General features: G+C 64.7%; 8 protein-coding genes. 2 read left to right on the top strand and 6 right to left on the bottom strand.

The genetic code is table 11. The features are described from left to right. Positions 1–363: 363 nt before the first annotated feature. The 6 genes from NKH59_RS04850 to hutI all read right to left on the bottom strand — a co-directional run bounded on the left by NKH59_RS04850 (position 364) and on the right by hutI (position 15,478). Positions 364–8,940, bottom strand: coding sequence for a glycoside hydrolase family 94 protein (locus tag NKH59_RS04850; protein WP_353021135.1), 8,577 nt, complete (start codon positions 8,938–8,940; stop codon positions 364–366). Positions 8,941–9,207: 267 nt separating this feature from the next. After that, entirely contained in the window at positions 9,208–9,795 is a 588-nt protein-coding gene (locus NKH59_RS04845) for a HutD/Ves family protein (protein ID WP_353021132.1), read from the bottom strand. Between the two features lie 8 nt (positions 9,796–9,803). Further along, on the bottom strand, positions 9,804–11,474 hold the full coding sequence (gene hutU / locus NKH59_RS04840) for a urocanate hydratase (protein ID WP_352473655.1): 1,671 nt from the start codon (positions 11,472–11,474) through the stop codon (positions 9,804–9,806). A 32-nt stretch (positions 11,475–11,506) separates the two neighbouring features. After that, positions 11,507–12,325, bottom strand: coding sequence for an N-formylglutamate deformylase (gene hutG / locus NKH59_RS04835; protein WP_352771513.1), 819 nt, complete (start codon positions 12,323–12,325; stop codon positions 11,507–11,509). 385 nt (positions 12,326–12,710) lie between these two features. Further along, positions 12,711–14,246, bottom strand: coding sequence for a histidine ammonia-lyase (gene hutH / locus NKH59_RS04830; protein ID WP_352473653.1), 1,536 nt, complete (start codon positions 14,244–14,246; stop codon positions 12,711–12,713). Next, positions 14,243–15,478, bottom strand: coding sequence for an imidazolonepropionase (gene hutI, locus NKH59_RS04825; RefSeq protein WP_353021129.1), 1,236 nt, complete (start codon positions 15,476–15,478; stop codon positions 14,243–14,245). The genes hutH and hutI overlap by 4 nt, the downstream gene beginning before the upstream one ends. Before the next feature lie 98 nt (positions 15,479–15,576). Between hutI and NKH59_RS04820 the strand changes: the two genes are divergently transcribed. Both NKH59_RS04820 and hutC read left to right on the top strand, forming a co-directional pair. Beyond that, positions 15,577–16,929, top strand: coding sequence for a formimidoylglutamate deiminase (locus NKH59_RS04820; RefSeq protein ID WP_353021126.1), 1,353 nt, complete (start codon positions 15,577–15,579; stop codon positions 16,927–16,929). Further along, complete coding sequence (gene hutC, locus NKH59_RS04815) at positions 16,926–17,687, top strand: histidine utilization transcriptional repressor HutC (RefSeq protein WP_353021123.1); 762 nt, start codon at positions 16,926–16,928, stop codon at positions 17,685–17,687. Before NKH59_RS04820 ends, hutC begins: the two co-directional genes overlap by 4 nt. The last annotated feature ends 235 nt before the right edge of the window (positions 17,688–17,922 follow it).

Here is a 17,922-nt window from a genome sequence, read left to right as displayed (position 1 = left end):
TTCAGCTACTCCGCCAATTATTTATGGTGCAGTGCGTCATTTTTTGACTCGTATCGGTTGACGCGTCGCAAAACAATGCTCGTCTAGCTCTTCCGTTCCCATTCCGCGAACAAAAGATGACGACGCTTCGAAATTTGCCGTGATCGTCTAACAGTTTGAGATAAAAGGTGAAATGTCAGCGTTGCGGCAAAATCATGGCAGCTGGAAAGCACTGCCACAATTTTAATCAGCAAGACCCTGGGCACGACGTCTAAAGTCGTGTGCAGGCATTCAGCAAGGTCAAACGCAAATATAACCGGTAGAGGCACTTGGAGCGCCCGTGCGTGCCCTGGGAACGCTAAGCGACGCTCCAAGCCCTTGAATCTAGGCCGGTATTCTGACGACCACCTCGGCACTATCTCCGGCTTTTGGCTCGAAGGACGAAGATTTGGTCTTCGTGCCATTCACTTCAAGTGAGATGGCCCGGGCCTTTTTGTCGCGGACGACGCGTACCTTGATCTCGGCGCCCAGCATCTTCAGAGTTGCCGAATAGCCGTCCCAATGGCTGGGAAGTCTCGGCGTGAACTGGAGGCGCTGTCCGCGGCGCTCTATGCCGAGAATGCTCTCGACCGCGGCGCGATAAAGCCAGCCCGCCGACCCGGTATACCAGGTCCAGCCGCCGCGGCCGCCCTTGTCTTGCCCGGAATAAACATCGGCCGCGACGACATAAGGTTCCACGCGGTAGCGCTCCGCCGCGGCTTCATCGAGAGCATGGTAGACCGGATTGAGCATTGAAAGGCAGCGGTAGGCATCGTCGGTGCGACCCATCTCGGCCAGCGCAATGACGAACCATGTCGCCGCGTGCGTGTATTGGCCGCCGTTTTCACGGACCCCCGGCGGATAGCTCTTGATGTAGCCCGGGTCCTTTTCCGTCTTCGAGAAGGGCGGGGTGAACAGTTTGACGATGTTGAGGTCGTCGTCGACGAGCGCTTTCATCGCCTGCGCCATTGCCGTGGTCGACCGCGCAGGGTCGCCCTCGCCCGAAAGCACGCTCCAGGACTGGGCGATCGAATCGATCTTGCACTCGTCCGACTTGCGCGAGCCGAGCGGCGTGCCGTCGTCGAAGCTGCCGCGCCGATACCACTCGCCATCCCAGGCGGTGCTTTCCAGCGCCCGCTTCAGCACCTCGGCGTGCTTCGTCCAGGCCTGCACGCGCTTGGCATCGCGCTCCGCCTTGGCGACAGCGGCAAAGTCGTCCAGCGTCTTCAGCAGGAACCAGCCCAGCCACACGCTCTCGCCCTTGCCGTGCTCGCCGACGCGGTTCATGCCGTCGTTCCAGTCGCCGCCGAGGATCAGCGGCAGCCCGGCTGGGCTGCTGCGCTTGACGGCAAGATCGAGCGCCCGCGCGCAATGGTCGTAGAGCGAGGCTGTCTTCTTCGAGATTTCCGGGATGAAGAAAGCATCGTGCTCGCCTTCGCCCAGCGCCTGCCCTTCGATGAAGGGCAGTTGCTCCTTCAGGATCGCGGTGTCGCCGGTCACCAGCAGGTAACGGGCCGTGGCGTGGGCCAGCCAGACCACGTCGTCCGAGATCATGGTGCGGACCCCGGCCTCGGTGCGCGGCAGCCACCAATGCTGTACGTCGCCTTCGGGAAATTGCCGCCGCGCCGCGTTGAGGATCTGATCGCGCGCCAGCTTGGGGTCATGCGCCAGCAAGGCCAAGGTATCCTGCAACTGATCGCGGAAGCCGAAGGCACCGCTCGCCTGATAGAACGCAGAGCGGGCACGGATGCGGCAGGCCAGACTCTGATAGGGCAGCCAGTGATTGACCATGGCGTCGAGTGCCTTGTCCGGCGTCTCGACCTGGATGGTGTCGAGAAAGCCGCGCCATGTGCGCTCGTTGTCGGCCAGCCGCTGATCGAAATCCCTGGAGCGATGGGTCTGCACCAGCGCGCTGGCCTCCTCGGGTGAGGCCGCGTCGCCGAGCAGCCAGAGCAGCGTGACGTCGCCGCCGGCAGCGATGTCGATGTCGCGTGCGAGGGCCGCGCAGGGATCGTCGCCGGCCTCTACACGGCCCGACAGGCCGGCGCCGCTCAGCACGGCATGCGGAAACTCGCTCGTGCCTTGCCTGCCGATGAACTCGCCGCGATCGGCGGTGACCGAATGCACAGCACCGTCGGCGGCCAGAAAGGCGATCCGCTCGCCGAAATCGAGCCCATAGGGATTTTGCGCCAGCAATGCACCGGTTGCGGCATCCCTCGACGGAACGATGCTTGCAGCGGTGCGCGAGCGATGGCCGCCAAGAACCCATTCCGCATAGGCGTAGACGCGCAGCCGCATCGGCACCGAACCCGAATTCTGGATGCGCAGCCGCGATATCTTCACCGGATCGACGGGATCGACGACATGGGTCAGGTCCATCGACAGGGGCCCGCGTTTTGAGCGGAGCGTCGAAAAACCCTGCCCGTGCCAGGTTTCGTAGGTCATTGTCGGATCACGCACCACGGCAGCCATTGGCGAGAACGCCCTGCCACTGGCGTGATCGTAGATGTAGATGCCCTCGCCCGGCCGGTTGGTGACCGGATCGTTCGACCATGGCGTCAACTGATAGTCGCGGCTGTTGCGGCTCCAGGTGAAGGCAGCGCCTTCAGCCGAAATATGGAACCCGAACGATGGGTTGGAGATGACGTTGATCCACGGCTGCGGCGTCGTGCGCCGGCCGGCAAGACGCACGACGTAGTGGCGTCCGCCGCCGTCGAAGCCGCCGAAACCGTTCCATTGGTCGAGCCCGCTGCCGTCGACGCGGCCCTCGATCAGTGCCTGAGCGGCCGATGCTTGCGACGTCGGCACCGGCAATGACGGCTCGCGAAGTGCTGCAAGGTCTGCCGGCTGGAGGGCGGCGTCCCGCGCCTGCAATGCCGCGGCCTCGGCGCGCTCGATCTGGTCGAAGATGGTGCCGTTGCGGGTATGCAGCACCACCCGAGCGACGGCGAGCAAGGTCCTGTAGGTCGTTTCCTCCATCAGATCGCGGCGCACCGCGAAGATGTGCTGGCGGGGTCCCAGCTCCTTGCCGCGCAATCGGCTGTTTTCGCACAGCGTCTCCACCGCGCGCTGCAGGTCCTGCACGTAGGATGACGCCTGCTCGTTGACGACGACAAAATCAATCATCATGCCGCGGGCGCGCATGTATTCCTGGAAGCGAAGCGCCTGGGCGACGATCTCCAGATCGGCGACATCGGCGATCCTGACCAGGAAAATCGGAAAATCGCCGGATATGCTGGTCGGCCACAGGCTGGACTGCCTGCCGAGCCCGGAGACGATGGATTCGCCCGGAAGGCGCAGGAACGGATCGGGATAGATCAGATAGCGCGCCAGCTTCTGCACATTGGCGGCGTCGGACAGGCTGAGGCCAAGGTGCCGGGTCTGCACCTGCGAGCGCGTCCAGGCGAGCATCGCCTGGCGGGCGAAGCTTTCGGGATGGTCGAGCCGTGCGACGGCGGCATCCAATTCGGCCCGATGGGTACCGACGACGGTCCAGAACGTCAGCGAAATCTTCTTGTTGGCCGGCACGCGCACCTGCCGGCGAAGCGATGCAATCGGATCCAGGGTGAAGCCGGAATGGCCGCCAAGCTTGGCGCCGGGATCAAAGGCCGCCGCTTCGGTGATGGTGCGGCCGCGGCCGATGAAGGCGCGCCTGTCGGTTTCCGCCTCGGCGTCTCGCGCCGATCCAGACGGGTCGGTGACGAAATGCACCATGGTGACGTCGGGTTCGTCCTTTTCGCGCTTGCGCCTGGTGGCGAAGATCGCGCCGTTGTTCGGCGCGATTTCGGTTTCCACGAACATCTTCGAAAAAGCCGGATGGGCATTATCCGAGGGCTCGGAGCCCAGCACCAGTTCGGCAAACGAGGTTACTTCGATATGCCGGTCGGCGGGGCCATCATTGTGGAGCGTCACCCGTCGGCCCTCACCATTGCCTTCCGAGATGACGATGCACTCGACTTCCGAACGCAGCGATCCAATCGATTTGACGAAGCTCGCCTTGTCGTCGGAGAACAGCGTCTGCGCACGCTCGCCGGCGGCGCGCTTCGGCTCGGCGGTGGCCGACCACCAGTCGCCGTTGCTGGCGTCGCGCAGGAAAATATAGGAACCAAGGCGGTCCTCGGTCGGATCCGGCTGCCAGCGCGTGACGGCAAGTTCGCCCCAGCGGCTGTAGCCGGAGCCGGTGGCGGTCACCATGACCGAATAGCGGCCATTGGACATGACACTGGTCGAGCGCAGCGCCTTGAGCGGATCGAGCACGATGCGGGTATCCGGGCTTTCCAGCTCGGTCTCGTCCTTCGAGCGCTCGTCGGCCTCGGTCCTGACGGTCGCAGTCGGGATGTCGCGCGGCGCCCGTTCCTGCAGCAGCAATTCGGCCGACTCGATCACCGGATCGCTGTGGAAGCGGTCGCGCAGGCGCCCTTCGAAGATCGCATCGGCAACTGCGGCAATCGACATGCCGGAGTGGTGGGCCATGTAGTTGAGCACGACGGCGTGGTCGGTGCCCTCGGGGACGCGTTGCGGCGTGAAATCCACCGCATCGTAAAAACCGTGCCGGCCCAGTGCGCCCAGCCGCCTCAGCCTGGCCAGGTTCTGCACGGATTCATGCGGCGTGAACTGCGCTGCCAGCACGGTCGCGTAAGGCGCGATCACCGTGTTTTGGCCAAGGCCGCGCTTCAGGCCGAGCCCGGGCACGCCGAAATTGGTGTACTGGTAGGTCAGTTCACGGTCGCGGGCGTTGTAGGCCGCTTCCGAAATCCCCCAGGGAACGTTCTTCGAACGGCCATACTGGATCTGGCGCTTGATGATGAGCTTGCTGGTCTGGTTGAGAATGCTGCCTTGCGGCTCCTTCATCACCAGCGGCGGCATCAGATATTCGAACATCGAGCCGGACCAGGACATCAGTGCGCCCTGGAAGCCGATCTCGACGATCGGCCGGCCGAGCCGGAACCAGTGCTCGGTCGGCAAATCGCCCTTGGCGATGGCGAACAGGCTGGTCAGCCGCGCCTCGGACGCCAAAAGGTCGTAGCAGCTTTCGTCGAGCTGATGCTCCTCGACCCGGTAACCGATCGACAGGAGCTTGCGCTCGGGCCGCATCAGGAACGAGAAATCCATCTCGAAGGCGAAGCGGCGCGTGCGCTCGCGCAAGGTCAGAAGCTTGGCCCGCAACGCCGCGACCGCGTTTTCGTCGCTGTGCGCGTCGTGCACATGCGCCTCGCAGGTGGCTTCGAGCCTGGCCGCCCAATCGGCGATGGTGTCGCTCTGGGTCGACGCGGCCTCGGTGTGGATGGCTGTCGCGAGCTTGCGTATCTCGCCGGCCAGGACGGCCAGGTTGATGGTACGGATCGACGCCATCTCCGGCTGCGCCTTGATCAATTCGACGGCCCGCCGCATGCCGTCGAGACGGTCGGCAAGCCGCTGGCGCAAGGGCCGCAATTGACGCCGGTCGTCGGGCAGTTCCTCAAGGCTTTCGTCGAGGATGGTGACGGTGTCGAGGATGCCTTCGAAGTCGCCCTGCACATGCACCGACGGCGCTTCGGCCCATTCGGCGCAGGCAGCGGCCACGGCCACCAGATGGCCGGCGAGATTGCCGCTGTCGACCGCCGAAATGTACAGCGGGTAGAGCGGCTTCAGGGTCGTCGTGTCATACCAGTTGAAGAGATGGCCGCGGTCGCGCGGCATGCTCTCGATGGTCGACATGGTCGCGTCGATGCGGTTGACGGCGTCGGAGAGGCTGATCCAGCCGAAATCGCGTGCCGAAATCACCGACAGCAGGTAGACGCCGATATTGGTCGGCGAGGTGCGGGGCGCCACAACGGGGGCCGGGCTTTCCTGGAAATTGTCCGGCGGCAGATGGTGATGCTCGGCCGTCACGAAGGTCTCGAAATAGTGCCATGTACGCCGCGCCACGGTGCGCAGCGCGTGAATGTCGGCGGCCGATATGCGCAGGCGGTCCTCGGTTTCGGCCGAACGGCTGATCCAGCAGGCGATGGCGGGCGAGCCGATCCAGAACAAGGCAAAGAAGAAGGCGACGAAAGCGCCGGTGGAATCGGCCAGCACCGGCACGGCGAGGCCGACGACGCCGATGATCACGGCGCCGTACATGATGCTGTAGTAGGAGCCGAGATCGTTGTCGCCGCCCTTGTGTGCCTGCGAGGCGGTGCGCCATTCGAGCAGGTTCTGGCGGCTGACGAACAGGCGGTAGAGCGTGCGGATGATCGCGTCGCCCATCATCCAGGCAAGGTGCGCCATCAGCACGATCTTCAGCGCCACCAGGGCAGTGCCGAAGGCAACGTCGCGCGCCAGTGCCGAGAAATGGCCGCGCGGCGTCTGGTCGCCGCTCTTCGGCAGGATGGCGTCGACGATGTCGAAAGTGGGCGCCATGAACAGCGTGAGGATCAGCAGCGCCTGCCATTGGGCGGCCTGCGTGAAGGGCAGCAGCGTCCAGCCGGCGATCGCGGCCATCACCCAGAAGATCGGCGTCACCGAGCGGCGCAGATTGTCCACCATCTTCCAGCGCGACAGCGCTGGCACGTTTGAGCGCGGGCCAAGAATGAAGCCCAGAAGCTGCCAGTCGCCGCGTGCCCAGCGATGGTGGCGCGACGCGTCGACCGAATAGCGGGTCGGATAGTCCTCGACCAGTTCGACGTCGGTGACCAAGGCCGAGCGCGCCAGGGCGCCTTCGAGCAGATCATGGCTGAGGATGGTGTTTTCCTCGATGCGGCCCTTCAACGCCGCCTCGAAGGCGTCGACATGGTAAAGACCCTTGCCGGTGAAGGAACCGTCGCCGAAGATGTCCTGGTAGAGGTCCGACACGGCAAAGACGTACGGATCGAGCCCGCGATTGGCGGAAAAGACACGCTGAAAGAACGATGCCTCGTCGCCACTGGTCAGCGACGCGGTGATACGCGGCTGCAGGATGGAATAACCTGCCGTAACCTCGCGCCGTGCGACATCGAAATGCGGACGGTTGAGCGGGTGGCAAAGCTTGCCGGCCAGCGCAGCGACGGCGTCGCGGGTGGTGCGGGTGTCGGCGTCCAGCGTCATCACGTGGACGACGCTCTCCGGCAATGGCACTTCCAGCGGCAGGAAGGTGGTGTCGCTGTCGCCGCGCAGCAGAAGGTTCAATTCGTGCAGCTTGCCGCGCTTGCGCTCCCAGCCCATCCAGACGCCTTGCGATGCGTTGTAGAGCCGGCGCCGATGCAGCAGATAAAAGCGCGGCGCCCCTTCCGAGTCCGAGGGATAGCGGGCGTTCAGCCTGGCGATTTCGGCGCGGGCGAATTCGAGGATTTCGACATCCGCCGTATCGATCTCGGTCTTGGAGTCCGGCCAGTCGGAAAGCAGCGCGAAATAGACTTCGCCCGCCGTGTTGGCGAGGTGATGCACCTCGATGTTGCGGATGTTCTCCTCGACATCGTCGCGCGAGCCGATCAGCGACGGCACCACCACCAGCGTGCGCGCCTCGGGCGGCACACCGTGCCTGAAATCATAGCCGATGAGACGCGTCGGCTTCAAAAACAGCGAGACGACGGTGTTGAAGAATGCGAGCGCGCCTTCGCTGGCCGGCACCGCGAACAGGGCCAGCATCAGGACGATCGACGGCACCGACAGGCCGAGATTGGCAAGCGCATTGCCGGAAACGACCAGAAGCAGGACCGTCAGCGCAAACACCGGCACGACAATGCCCAGCCATCCGGTCTTGCGGAAGGTCCGGTTGAGCGTCTTGCCGATGGTCGGCCGGTAGCCGATCGACCGCTCGAGCTCCTGCCGGCGCGGGCCGACCAGAAAGAAGCCGACGTCGGTGTGAGCGATCGGACCGGTTTCGGAGCCCGGTGCAGCGGCAGCATGGCCGGCGAGCTCGATCGCCCTTTCGGCAACGCGAAATTCGGAGAGATCGGAACGGCGCGCCAGCTCCTCGATCGCAGTCCGGTACTGGTCGCGGGAAAAGAAATCGAGCGCGGCGAAATCGGTGCGTTCGCGCAGCAAGGTGTCGATGCGGCTGACGTCCTCGAACCACACCGTCCAGTCGATGTCGTTGATCAGGCGCAGGCCGCGGATGATGTTGCCGGTGGTCACGTTGCCGCTGGACAGCGTGTGGTGCTCGCTGAGGATGATCTCCTCGGCGTCGGAGCCGGTCCGTTCCAGCTCGCCCTCCAGCCATTCCAGCGCCCTGCCGGCATTTTGCGAGCCGTCACGCAGCCGGTAGAGCAACTGGGTGGCGAAGGTGGTGTCCTGCGCATGGGCGCTGTAGTGGGAAAGTATCGCCTGCCGGTCGGCGCTGTCGTCCGTCGCCAGCACACGGTCGGCGACCTCGTTGGCGATCTGGCGCAGTTCCCGCGTGCGATTGACGCGGACCGCGATCCGGCGAAGGTTCTCGATCAGGACGAAGCGCAGCAGCGACGGCAGCGCCCATAATTCACCGATCTTCAGCGGCTCGACGGACTGGAAGCCTTCGACAATCGCCTTGAACATGGCCGACGAGACGGAACTGTCGGAATGCGCGACATAGGTCCACGCGACCGCCAGTGCGCGCGGCACGCTGGATCCATCCGACAGTTTCAGCGTCGGCAACTGGCGGTAGAAGCGGCGTGGCAAGTCGCGCTTGACCTGAAAAATGGTCTCCTCGACCAGGTAGTTGTTGTCGAGCAGCCACTGCGCCGCGGGCGTGATCGTTTCGCCCCTCGCCTGGGCAGCGTTGGTGGAACGGTAGACATCGAGAATTTTCCTGGCGCTGTCGCGGATGCGCGCCTGAAAATCGAAAGGCGTCAGACCGAACAAGTCCTTGGCGTCGCCATTGGCAAGGGCTGCGCCCAAAGCGCGCAGCCGATCTTCCGGCAGGAAATTGGAGCGTATCGGCACGTCGGTGACAGCCGGGAAGCTGGCGCTCGTCTTTTCGATCTGTGCGAGATTGGTCTGGATATTCATCTAAGGTTCCGTGTTGGGGACGCAGTGCGGCGTCACCGCCACGGCAATGTCCCTAAAACCGGTCCAAATGCAATTGGTTGCATCGCAACACTTGGCCGAAAGTTTGTTTCCGCACCACGACAAGATGCCGTCTTTCGACAACTTCCAGGCGAGCACTATGAGCATCGTTTCGGCTTCTGATCGGCGGAAGATTCAGGCTTTTTCGTGATGCAGCGACCAGCTTACGCGATATTTGGCCGGCGTCACGATCATGTTTGGAAACAGACGTTAATCGTTGCCGGCAATGCGCTCGATGCGGATCACGAACAGCATGGCCGGCCGGACCGGATCGAGGCGCAGTTCCGGCGCTTGCGCCCCGGGCAACAGCGCGTCGAGCGGCCCCAGTTGCATGGGCGCCGCGCCGGCCACGCTGAGTTCGCCGTCGACGCACAGGATGAGTGTTTCATCGGCTTCGGCCTGGATCTCCGTCGGAGCCGAAATCAGCAGGCGCTCGACAGTGTGGATCGCCCGGGCGCGGCGGGTCATGACGTTGAGGTCGGTGATCGGACCGGCGATCAGCGTGGCTTGCGTCGGCACGTCGGCCGGAAAGGCAAGCGGTGCGGAAGCCTTGGTGATTTCGACCGGTAGCCGGCCGGCGATGTCGAGGATCATGCCCTCGCCTTCCAGCAGGGCCAAGGTCCGGTCGACGCCGGCAAATCCGGAAAATGGGCCGCCGCTCTCGACCAGCGCCATCGAGACGCGCCAGTCGAAATCGTCGAGCCCGGCACCTGGCGGCGAGACGGCAATCTCCGTCGTCACGCCGCCGCCGTTCTTCCACGGCATCGACCGGTATTCGGCTGCCCGAAGGATGCGCAAGGCGCGGCTCAGCCCAAAATGCCGGGCAGGTTGAGCTGGTTCTCCCGGGCGCACTCGATCGCGATGTCATAGCCGGCATCGGCGTGGCGCATGACGCCGGTCGCCGGATCGTTCCACAGAACCCGCTCCAGGCGCTTGGCCGCCTCGGGCGTGCCGTCGGCGACGATGACCATGCCGGCATGCTGCGAAAAGCCCATGCCGACGCCGCCGCCATGGTGCAGCGACACCCAGGTGGCGCCGGACGCCGTGTTGAGCAAGGCATTGAGCAACGGCCAGTCGGAGACGGCATCGGAGCCGTCCTTCATCGCCTCCGTCTCGCGGTTCGGCGAGGCGACCGAGCCGGAATCGAGGTGATCGCGGCCGATGACCACCGGCGCCTTCAGTTCGCCCCTGGCGACCATCTCGTTGAAGGCGAGGCCGAGCCGGTGGCGATCGCCAAGCCCAACCCAGCAGATGCGCGCCGGCAGGCCCTGGAAGGCGATGCGCTCACGCGCCATGTCGAGCCAGTTGTGCAGATGGGTGTTGCCGGGGGTCAGCTCGCGCACCTTGGCGTCGGTCTTGTAGATATCCTCGGGATCGCCGGAAAGCGCTGCCCAGCGGAACGGGCCGATGCCGCGGCAAAACAGCGGACGGATGTAAGCCGGCACGAAACCCGGGAAGGCAAAAGCATTCTCGAACCCCTCCTCCTTCGCCACCTGGCGGATGTTGTTGCCGTAGTCGAGCGTCGGCACGCCGGCATTCCAGAACGCCACCATCGCCTCGACATGCTCGCGCATCGACGCGCGGGCAGCTTTTTCGACGGCCTTCGGGTCGGAGGTGCGTTTCTCGCGCCACTCGGCCAGCGACCAGCCCTTGGGCAGATAGCCATTGAGCGGGTCATGCGCCGAGGTCTGATCGGTGACGATGTTAGGGCGCACGCCGCGCCGCACCAGTTCCGGCAGGATGTCGGCGGCGTTGCCGACCAGGCCAACCGATTTCGCCTCACCGGCTTTGGTCCAGCGCTCGATCTTTTCCAGAGCCTCGTCAAGGGTGTCGGCGCGCTCATCGACATAGCGGGTGCGCAACCGGAAATCGATGCGGTCGGGATCGCATTCGACGGCCAGGCAGCAGGCGCCGGCCATGACCGCGGCGAGCGGCTGGGCACCGCCCATGCCGCCGAGGCCGCCGGTCAGGATCCATTTGCCCCTGAGATTGCCGCCATAGTGCTGGCGGCCGGCTTCGACGAAGGTCTCGTAGGTGCCCTGCACGATGCCTTGCGTGCCGATGTAAATCCACGAGCCGGCCGTCATCTGGCCGTACATCATCAGGCCCTTTCTATCGAGCTCGTTGAATTTCTCCCATGTCGCCCAGTGCGGCACCAGGTTGGAATTGGCGATCAGCACACGCGGGGCGTCAGGATGAGTGCGGAACACGCCGACCGGCTTGCCCGATTGCACCAACAGCGTCTCGTCGTCGCCAAGCGTCTTCAGCGAGGCAACGATGCGGTCGAAATCGTTCCAGGTGCGCGCCGCCCGGCCGATGCCGCCATAGACCACCAACTCGTTGGGGTTTTCGGCGACGTCTGGGTCGAGATTGTTCATCAGCATGCGCAACGGCGCTTCCGTCAGCCAGGTGCGGGCGTTGAGCTCGCTGCCGCGCGGGCTGCGCACTTCACGGATGTTGTGGCGAGGATCGGTCATGATTGTTCCTTTCGAGTGAGGTGCACCGCGCGTCAGCGTTCGGCCCAGGCGATCGCGGTTTCCAGGATCTTCTTCAGCGTGACGCGGATCGGCGCCGCGAATTCGGCCTCGTAAGGCACCGGCCAGTTAGCCGGTTCGCCCTTGCCTTCGGGCTCGCGCATATAGCCGCGGTTGGAGAGTTCCATCTGCAGCGCGTGGACGCCGGCTTGCGGCTGGCCGAAATGGCGCGTGATCCAGCCGCCCTTGAAGCGGCCGTTGACGACGTAGCTCTCGCCGGTTTCGGCGAGGATCTGGCCAACCGTCGCCTGCAGCGTCGGATCGGCGCTCTTGCCGTCATTGGTGCCGAGATTGAAGACCGGCAATTTGCCTTCGAAAAGGCGCGGCAGCACCGAGCGGATCGAATGGCAGTCATAGACGACGACCTTCCCATGCAAAGCGTGCAGCCTGTCGATCTCAGCCTGCAGGGCGGCATGATAGGGTACGAAGAACTTCTCGCGGCGCTCGTCGATCTCAGACGGCCCCGGCTCTTCACCCTTGCGGTAGAGCTGATCGCCGTCAAAGGTCTCTGTCGGGCAGAGCCCGGTCGTCGTCTGGCCGGGATAGAGCGAAACGCCGGACGGATCGCGGTTGACGTCGATAACGGTGCGCGAAATCGCCGTATGCACGACCGTCGCGCCGAGGCTCTCGGCGAAGTCATAAAGCTTGTCGATCCACCAGTCGGCGTCACGGCGGCCGAGCCAGGGCGAGACCAGCCGGCTGTCGAGGCCGGCGAGATCGATGCCGGTATGCGGGATCGAAACCAGCAGGGGTGCTGTGCCTTGGGTGACGGTGAGCCAGGAGGGTGAGGTCATCGGAAGTCTCCGCGCGACAGAACGCGACCTTGCAATCGTCCGTGAACACCGGCCTCGCTTTTTGCCGGTCGCAACGCATTTTGTTCTTGCTTTGTGCCGGCAGCTATGCTACTAAATTCGGTATGGTGCTGATTCGGCCCGACGACCCGCCTTTGAGGCGGGTTTTTTGTTGCCGGGCTGAGGTTGGCGGGACAGCGCCCCACTCTGTCCTGCCGGACATCTCCCCCACGAGGGGGGAGATCGGTAGCTTCGCCGCTTCGCTCAATCCTGCAACGTTGGAGATTGGCGAAAGACTCGATGATGGCCAATCTCCCCCCTTGTGGGGGAGATGTCCGGCAGGACAGAGGGGGGCGCGACAGAACGCGGCCTGTGACGGTACACCGCCTCATGACGCAACGCCCGGCAGTTTCACCGCACCCGCGGCCTTCACCGCCGCGCCGCTGCGTATCATGGCGATGGCCTTCTCCATGTCGGGGTGGAAGTGCCGGTCGTTGTCGAGATGCGGCACCTCTGCCCTGACCAGCCGGCGCACCGCCTCCAGTGCCGCGCTCGAGGCCAGCGGTGCGTGGAAATCGCAGCCTTGCGCGGCGGCCAGCAATTCGATGCCGATGACGGCCGTCGCATTCTCGACCATGCCGATGAGGCGGCGCGCGCCATGCGCCGCCATCGAGACGTGGTCTTCCTGGTTGGCCGAGGTCGGGATCGAATCGACGCTGGCCGGATAGGCCTTTTGCTTGTTTTCAGAAACCAGTGCTGCCGCCGTGACCTGAGGGATCATGAAACCGGAATTCAGACCCGGCTTGGGCGTGAGAAAGGCCGGCATGCCCGACAGCGCCGGATCGACCAGCATGGCGATGCGCCGCTCCGACAGCGAGCCGATCTCGCAGACGGCGAGTGCGATCATGTCGGCGGCGAAGGCGACCGGCTCGGCATGGAAATTGCCGCCCGAAAGTGCGGAGTCGTCCTCGGCAAAGATCAGCGGATTGTCGGTGACGCCGTTGGCCTCGGTGCCGAGCGTCTCGGCGGCCTTGCGGAGCACGTCGAGCGCTGCGCCCATCACCTGCGGCTGGCAGCGCAGGCAATACGGATCCTGCACACGCTCGTCGCCGACGCGGTGCGATTCACGGATGGCGCTGCCGGCCATCAAATTGCGCAACGCCTCGGCCGTCTCGATCTGGCCGCGATGTTTCCTGAGCAGATGGATGCGTGGATCGAACGGAGCGTCGGAGCCCTTGGCGGCATCGGTCGACAGCGCGCCGGCGACCAGTGCCGACTGGTAGAGCACTTCCGCCTCGAACAAAGCGGCAAGCGCATAGGCGGTCGAAAACTGGGTGCCGTTGAGCAGCGCCAGGCCTTCCTTGGCACCCAGTGTCACCGGCTCCAGGCCGTGCGAAACGAAGGCGACCTTGGCGGGAAAGCGGCCATGCGGGGTAAAGCACTCGCCGACGCCGATCATCACGGCGGTCATGTGCGACAGCGGCGCAAGGTCGCCGGAAGCGCCGACCGAGCCTTGCGCCGGCACCACGGGGATAACGTCGTTGGCCAGCATCGCCTCGAGCAGTTCGATCGTCCGCGGCCGCACGCCGGAGGCGCCCTGTGCCAGGCTGGCCAGCTTCAGCGCCATCATCAGCCGGCAGATTGCGACGGGCATCGGCTCGCCGACGCCGGCGGCATGGGACAGCACGATGTTTCGCTGCAACGTTTCCAGGTCGGCGGCGGGGATGCGGACGCTGGCCAGCTTGCCGAAGCCGGTATTGATGCCATAGACCGGCTCGCCCTTGGCAACGATCCTGGCGACGGCCTCGGCGCTGGCCTTGATCTTCGGCCGGCAGGCATCGTCGAGCCTCAGTGCGGCGCCGCGATAGATGGCGCGCCAATCGGCCAGCGTGGCATTGCCCGGCCTTAGCTTGAGTTCGGTCATTGTCCCCTCCAGATGCGGGCATGCAGCGGGTTGAAGCCCATGCGGTAGACGAGTTCGGCCGGGCGCTCGACGTTCCAGATCGCCAGATCGGCCGATTTTCCGGCCTCCAGCGTGCCGGTCTGTCCAAGCAGCCCGAGCGCGCGGGCAGCCTCGCGGGTAACGCCGGCAAGGCATTCATCGACGGTCAGGCCAAACAATGTCGCGGCCATGTTCATGGTCAGCAGCAGCGAGGTCAGCGGCGACGTGCCGGGATTGTTGTCGGTGGCAACGGCCATCCTGACGCCATGCTGGCGAAACAAGGCGATCGGCGGCTTCTTGGTCTCGCGGATGAAGTAGTAGGCGCCGGGCAGGATGGTCGCCACGGTTCCGGCCTTCGCCATCGCCGCCGCACCGGCCTCGTCGGTGTATTCGAGGTGGTCGGCCGATAGCGCACCATAGCGCGCCGCAAGTTCGGCGCCGTGCAGATTGGACAGCTGGTCCGCATGAAGCTTGACCGGCAGGCCCGCCGCCTTCGCGGCATCGAACACGCGGGCGATCTGCTCCGGCCAAAAGGCAATGCCTTCGCAAAAACCGTCGACGGCATCGGCCAGGCCCTCGGCGGCGACGGCCGGCAAAATCTGCTTTGCAACAAGATCGATAAAGGCGTCCTTGTCGCCTTTTGCTTCGGGCGGCAGTGCATGAGCGCCGAGGAAAGTGGTCCTGACCGTCACCGGCCGCTCACCGCCCAGCCGTCGTGCGGCGCGCAGCGACTTCTTCTCGTTTTCGAGGTCGAGACCGTAGCCGGATTTGATCTCGACGGTGGTGACGCCTTCCGCGATCAGCGCATCGAGGCGCGGCAGCGACTGGGCGACCAGCTCGTCCTCGCCGGCGGCGCGCAGTGCCTTAACCGAGGAAACGATGCCGCCGCCGGCCTTGGCAACCTCCTCATAGCTGGCGCCGGCCAGCCGCATCTCGAATTCATTGGCCCGGTTGCCGGCATGGACCAGATGGGTATGGCAGTCGATCAGGCCGGGCGTGATCCAGCGGCTTTCGCAGTCGGTCGCCTCGGCGCCTTTGCTAAGTGCTGCCGGCATGTCGGCTTCCGGCCCGGCATAGACGATCCGGCCATTGCGCACGGCGATTGCACCGTGCTCGACAACGCCTGACCCGGGGCTGCTTTCGGCCATGGTCGCGAGGCGCGCATTGCGCCAGAGGCGAAGCTCTCCTGCCCGGCTTTTGCTCTCTGCAGCCATCATCTTTTCCGTTTCAATAGGTGACGATTATGTATATACATATGAAAAGGCACTGCAAGCGCTATCATCGCACGGCAGACCGGGATTTGGAGAAAAACGTGACGGCAATCTTTGCGGAACAGGCGCTTCTGCCCGACGGCTGGTACGGCAATGTGCGGATCGTCATCTCGGACGGCAGGATCGCCACGGTCGAGGCGAATACCTCGCTCCTGCCTGGCGACGAGCGCCGTGCCATCCTTTTGTCCGGGATGCCGAACCTGCATAGCCATGCCTTCCAGCGCGGCATGGCCGGCCTTGCTGAATTGCGCGGCCCTTCCGCCGATAGTTTCTGGAGCTGGCGCGAAGTGATGTACCGTTTCGCGCTGTCGATGACGCCGGACCAGGTCGAGGCGGTTGCGGCCCAGCTCTATGTCGAGATGCTGGAGGCCGGGTTCTCGCGCGTCGGCGAGTTTCACTATCTCCACCACGACCGTGACGGCCGGCCCTATGCTGACATCGCCGAGATGGCGCAGCGCATCGTTGCCGCAGCGTCCGAGACAGGCATCGGGCTGACTTTGCTGCCCGTCTTCTACGCGCATTCCTCTTTCGGCGGCGCTGCACCAAATGAAGGCCAGCGCCGGTTCATCAACAATGTGAAGCAGTTCTCGCGGCTTGTTGAGAAATGCCGCGAATCCATTCTCGCGCTGAATCAAGGCGTCGTCGGCGTTGCCCCGCACAGCCTGCGTGCCGTGACACCGGAGGAACTGGAAAACATCACGGTGATGGTGCCGGAGGGGCCGATCCACATCCACATCGCCGAGCAGATGAGGGAGGTCGAGGACTGCCTTGCCTGGTCCGGCGCGCGGCCGGTCGAATGGCTGCTTGCCAACGCCAAGGTCGACCAGCGCTGGTGCCTCATCCACGCCACCCACATGACCGAGACCGAGACGACCGATTTGGCGAAAAGCGGCGCCGTTGCCGGCCTCTGTCCGATCACCGAGGCCAATCTCGGCGACGGCACCTTTGCCGCGTCCTTGTTCATGCAGCATGGCGGCCGCTTCGGCATCGGCTCGGATTCAAACGTACTGATCGGCCTGCCGGACGAGTTGCGGCAGCTCGAATATTCGCAGCGCCTCGCCCACCGCGCCCGCAACGTGCTGGCGGTGGCCGGCGGCTCGACCGGCCGTGCTTTGTTCGATGCCGCGCTCGATGGTGGCAGTGCCGCGCTGGGCGCCGGCCTCTCGCAGATCGCAGCAGGTGCCTCGGCCGATTTCGTCTCGCTCGACGGCAAGCATCCATCGCTGGCCGGCAAGACGGGCGATGCAATCCTTGATGCCTGGATTTTTGCCAACGGCACCAAGGTCGATTGCGTCTGGGTGCATGGCAAGAAACTGGTCAGCGGCGGCATGCATGCCAGGCGCGATGCCATCGCCGAGCGCTTCCGCAAGGTGATGACGGCGCTTTCGGCATGAGCATAATCGGGACAATAAGCGCGGATTCCGGAAGCGCGGACGGCGGCGAGGTTCTTTCGCTGCACCAGCGCATCCTGTCGGACATCAGCGAACGGATCCTGTCGGGTGCCTGGGCGCCCGGCCACCGCATCCCGTTCGAGCATGAACTGACGGCCGAATACAGATGTTCGCGCATGACAGTGAACAAGGCACTGTCGCAACTGGCCAAGGCCGGGCTGATCGAGCGCCGGCGTCGCTCCGGCAGTTTTGTCCGCCGGCCGCAGTCGCAGGCAGCCGTTCTCGAAATCCACGACATCCGGGTCGAGGTCGAGGCACTTGGCCTGCCCTACCGCTATGAGCGCATAGCGCGAAACAGAAGGCGCAGCAGCGCCGACGACCGCGCCCTGCTGGAACTCGACGTCGCCGGGCCGGTGCTGGTGCTGGAATGCCGGCATTTCGCCGGCAAGCGGCCGTTCGCCCACGAGCAGCGGCTGATCAACCTGGCTGCCGTGCCGGAGGCCGCCGAAGAGGCGTTTTTCGACACCGCGCCCGGTCCGTGGCTGATCGGGCGCGTGCCGTGGAGCGCGGCCGAGCATCGCATCCGCGCCGTTGCCGCCGAAAAGCACATCGCGGCGGCACTCGACATCGCGACCGGTGCGCCGTGCTTGGTGATCGAGCGGCGGACATGGAGCGCCGAGCACCCCGTCACCCATGTCCGCTTCACCTATGCGGCAGAGAACCACACGCTGGTGGCGCGGTTCACGCCGTCGCAGGGATAGTGACACGCCCCTTGAGGGGAGGGTCGCGGAGCAAATTGCCGCATGGCGGCATTTTGTGACGCGGGGTGGGGTCGGTGCGACCTCGCCGACCCGACCCCGTCTCGCAGTCTCCGCTTCGCTTCGACTACTCGCCGACCCTCCCCTCGAGAGCAGGGCTATCGCAGATGGAAAGCCGAGGCTTTCGCTCTACGACGTACCCCCACCCCTAGCCCCTCCCCACAAGGGGGAGGGAGAC

The organism is Mesorhizobium sp. M0998 (assembly GCF_040318885.1).
Lineage (GTDB): Bacteria > Pseudomonadota > Alphaproteobacteria > Rhizobiales > Rhizobiaceae > Mesorhizobium.
The sequence above is the reverse complement of the archived record's forward strand: the minus strand, read 5'-3'. Positions and strand labels throughout refer to the sequence as shown.

Excerpts from the sequence above, each read along its gene's own strand:
- NKH59_RS04850 (WP_353021135.1), bottom strand. The coding sequence starts at position 8,940 with ATGAATATCCAGACCAATCTCGCACAGATCGAAAAGACGAGCGCCAGC.
- hutU (WP_352473655.1), bottom strand. The coding sequence starts at position 11,474 with ATGACCGATCCTCGCCACAACATCCGTGAAGTGCGCAGCCCGCGCGGC.
- hutG (WP_352771513.1), bottom strand. The coding sequence starts at position 12,325 with ATGACCTCACCCTCCTGGCTCACCGTCACCCAAGGCACAGCACCCCTG.
- hutH (WP_352473653.1), bottom strand. The coding sequence starts at position 14,246 with ATGACCGAACTCAAGCTAAGGCCGGGCAATGCCACGCTGGCCGATTGG.
- hutI (WP_353021129.1), bottom strand. The coding sequence starts at position 15,478 with ATGGCTGCAGAGAGCAAAAGCCGGGCAGGAGAGCTTCGCCTCTGGCGC.
- hutC (WP_353021123.1), top strand. The coding sequence starts at position 16,926 with ATGAGCATAATCGGGACAATAAGCGCGGATTCCGGAAGCGCGGACGGC.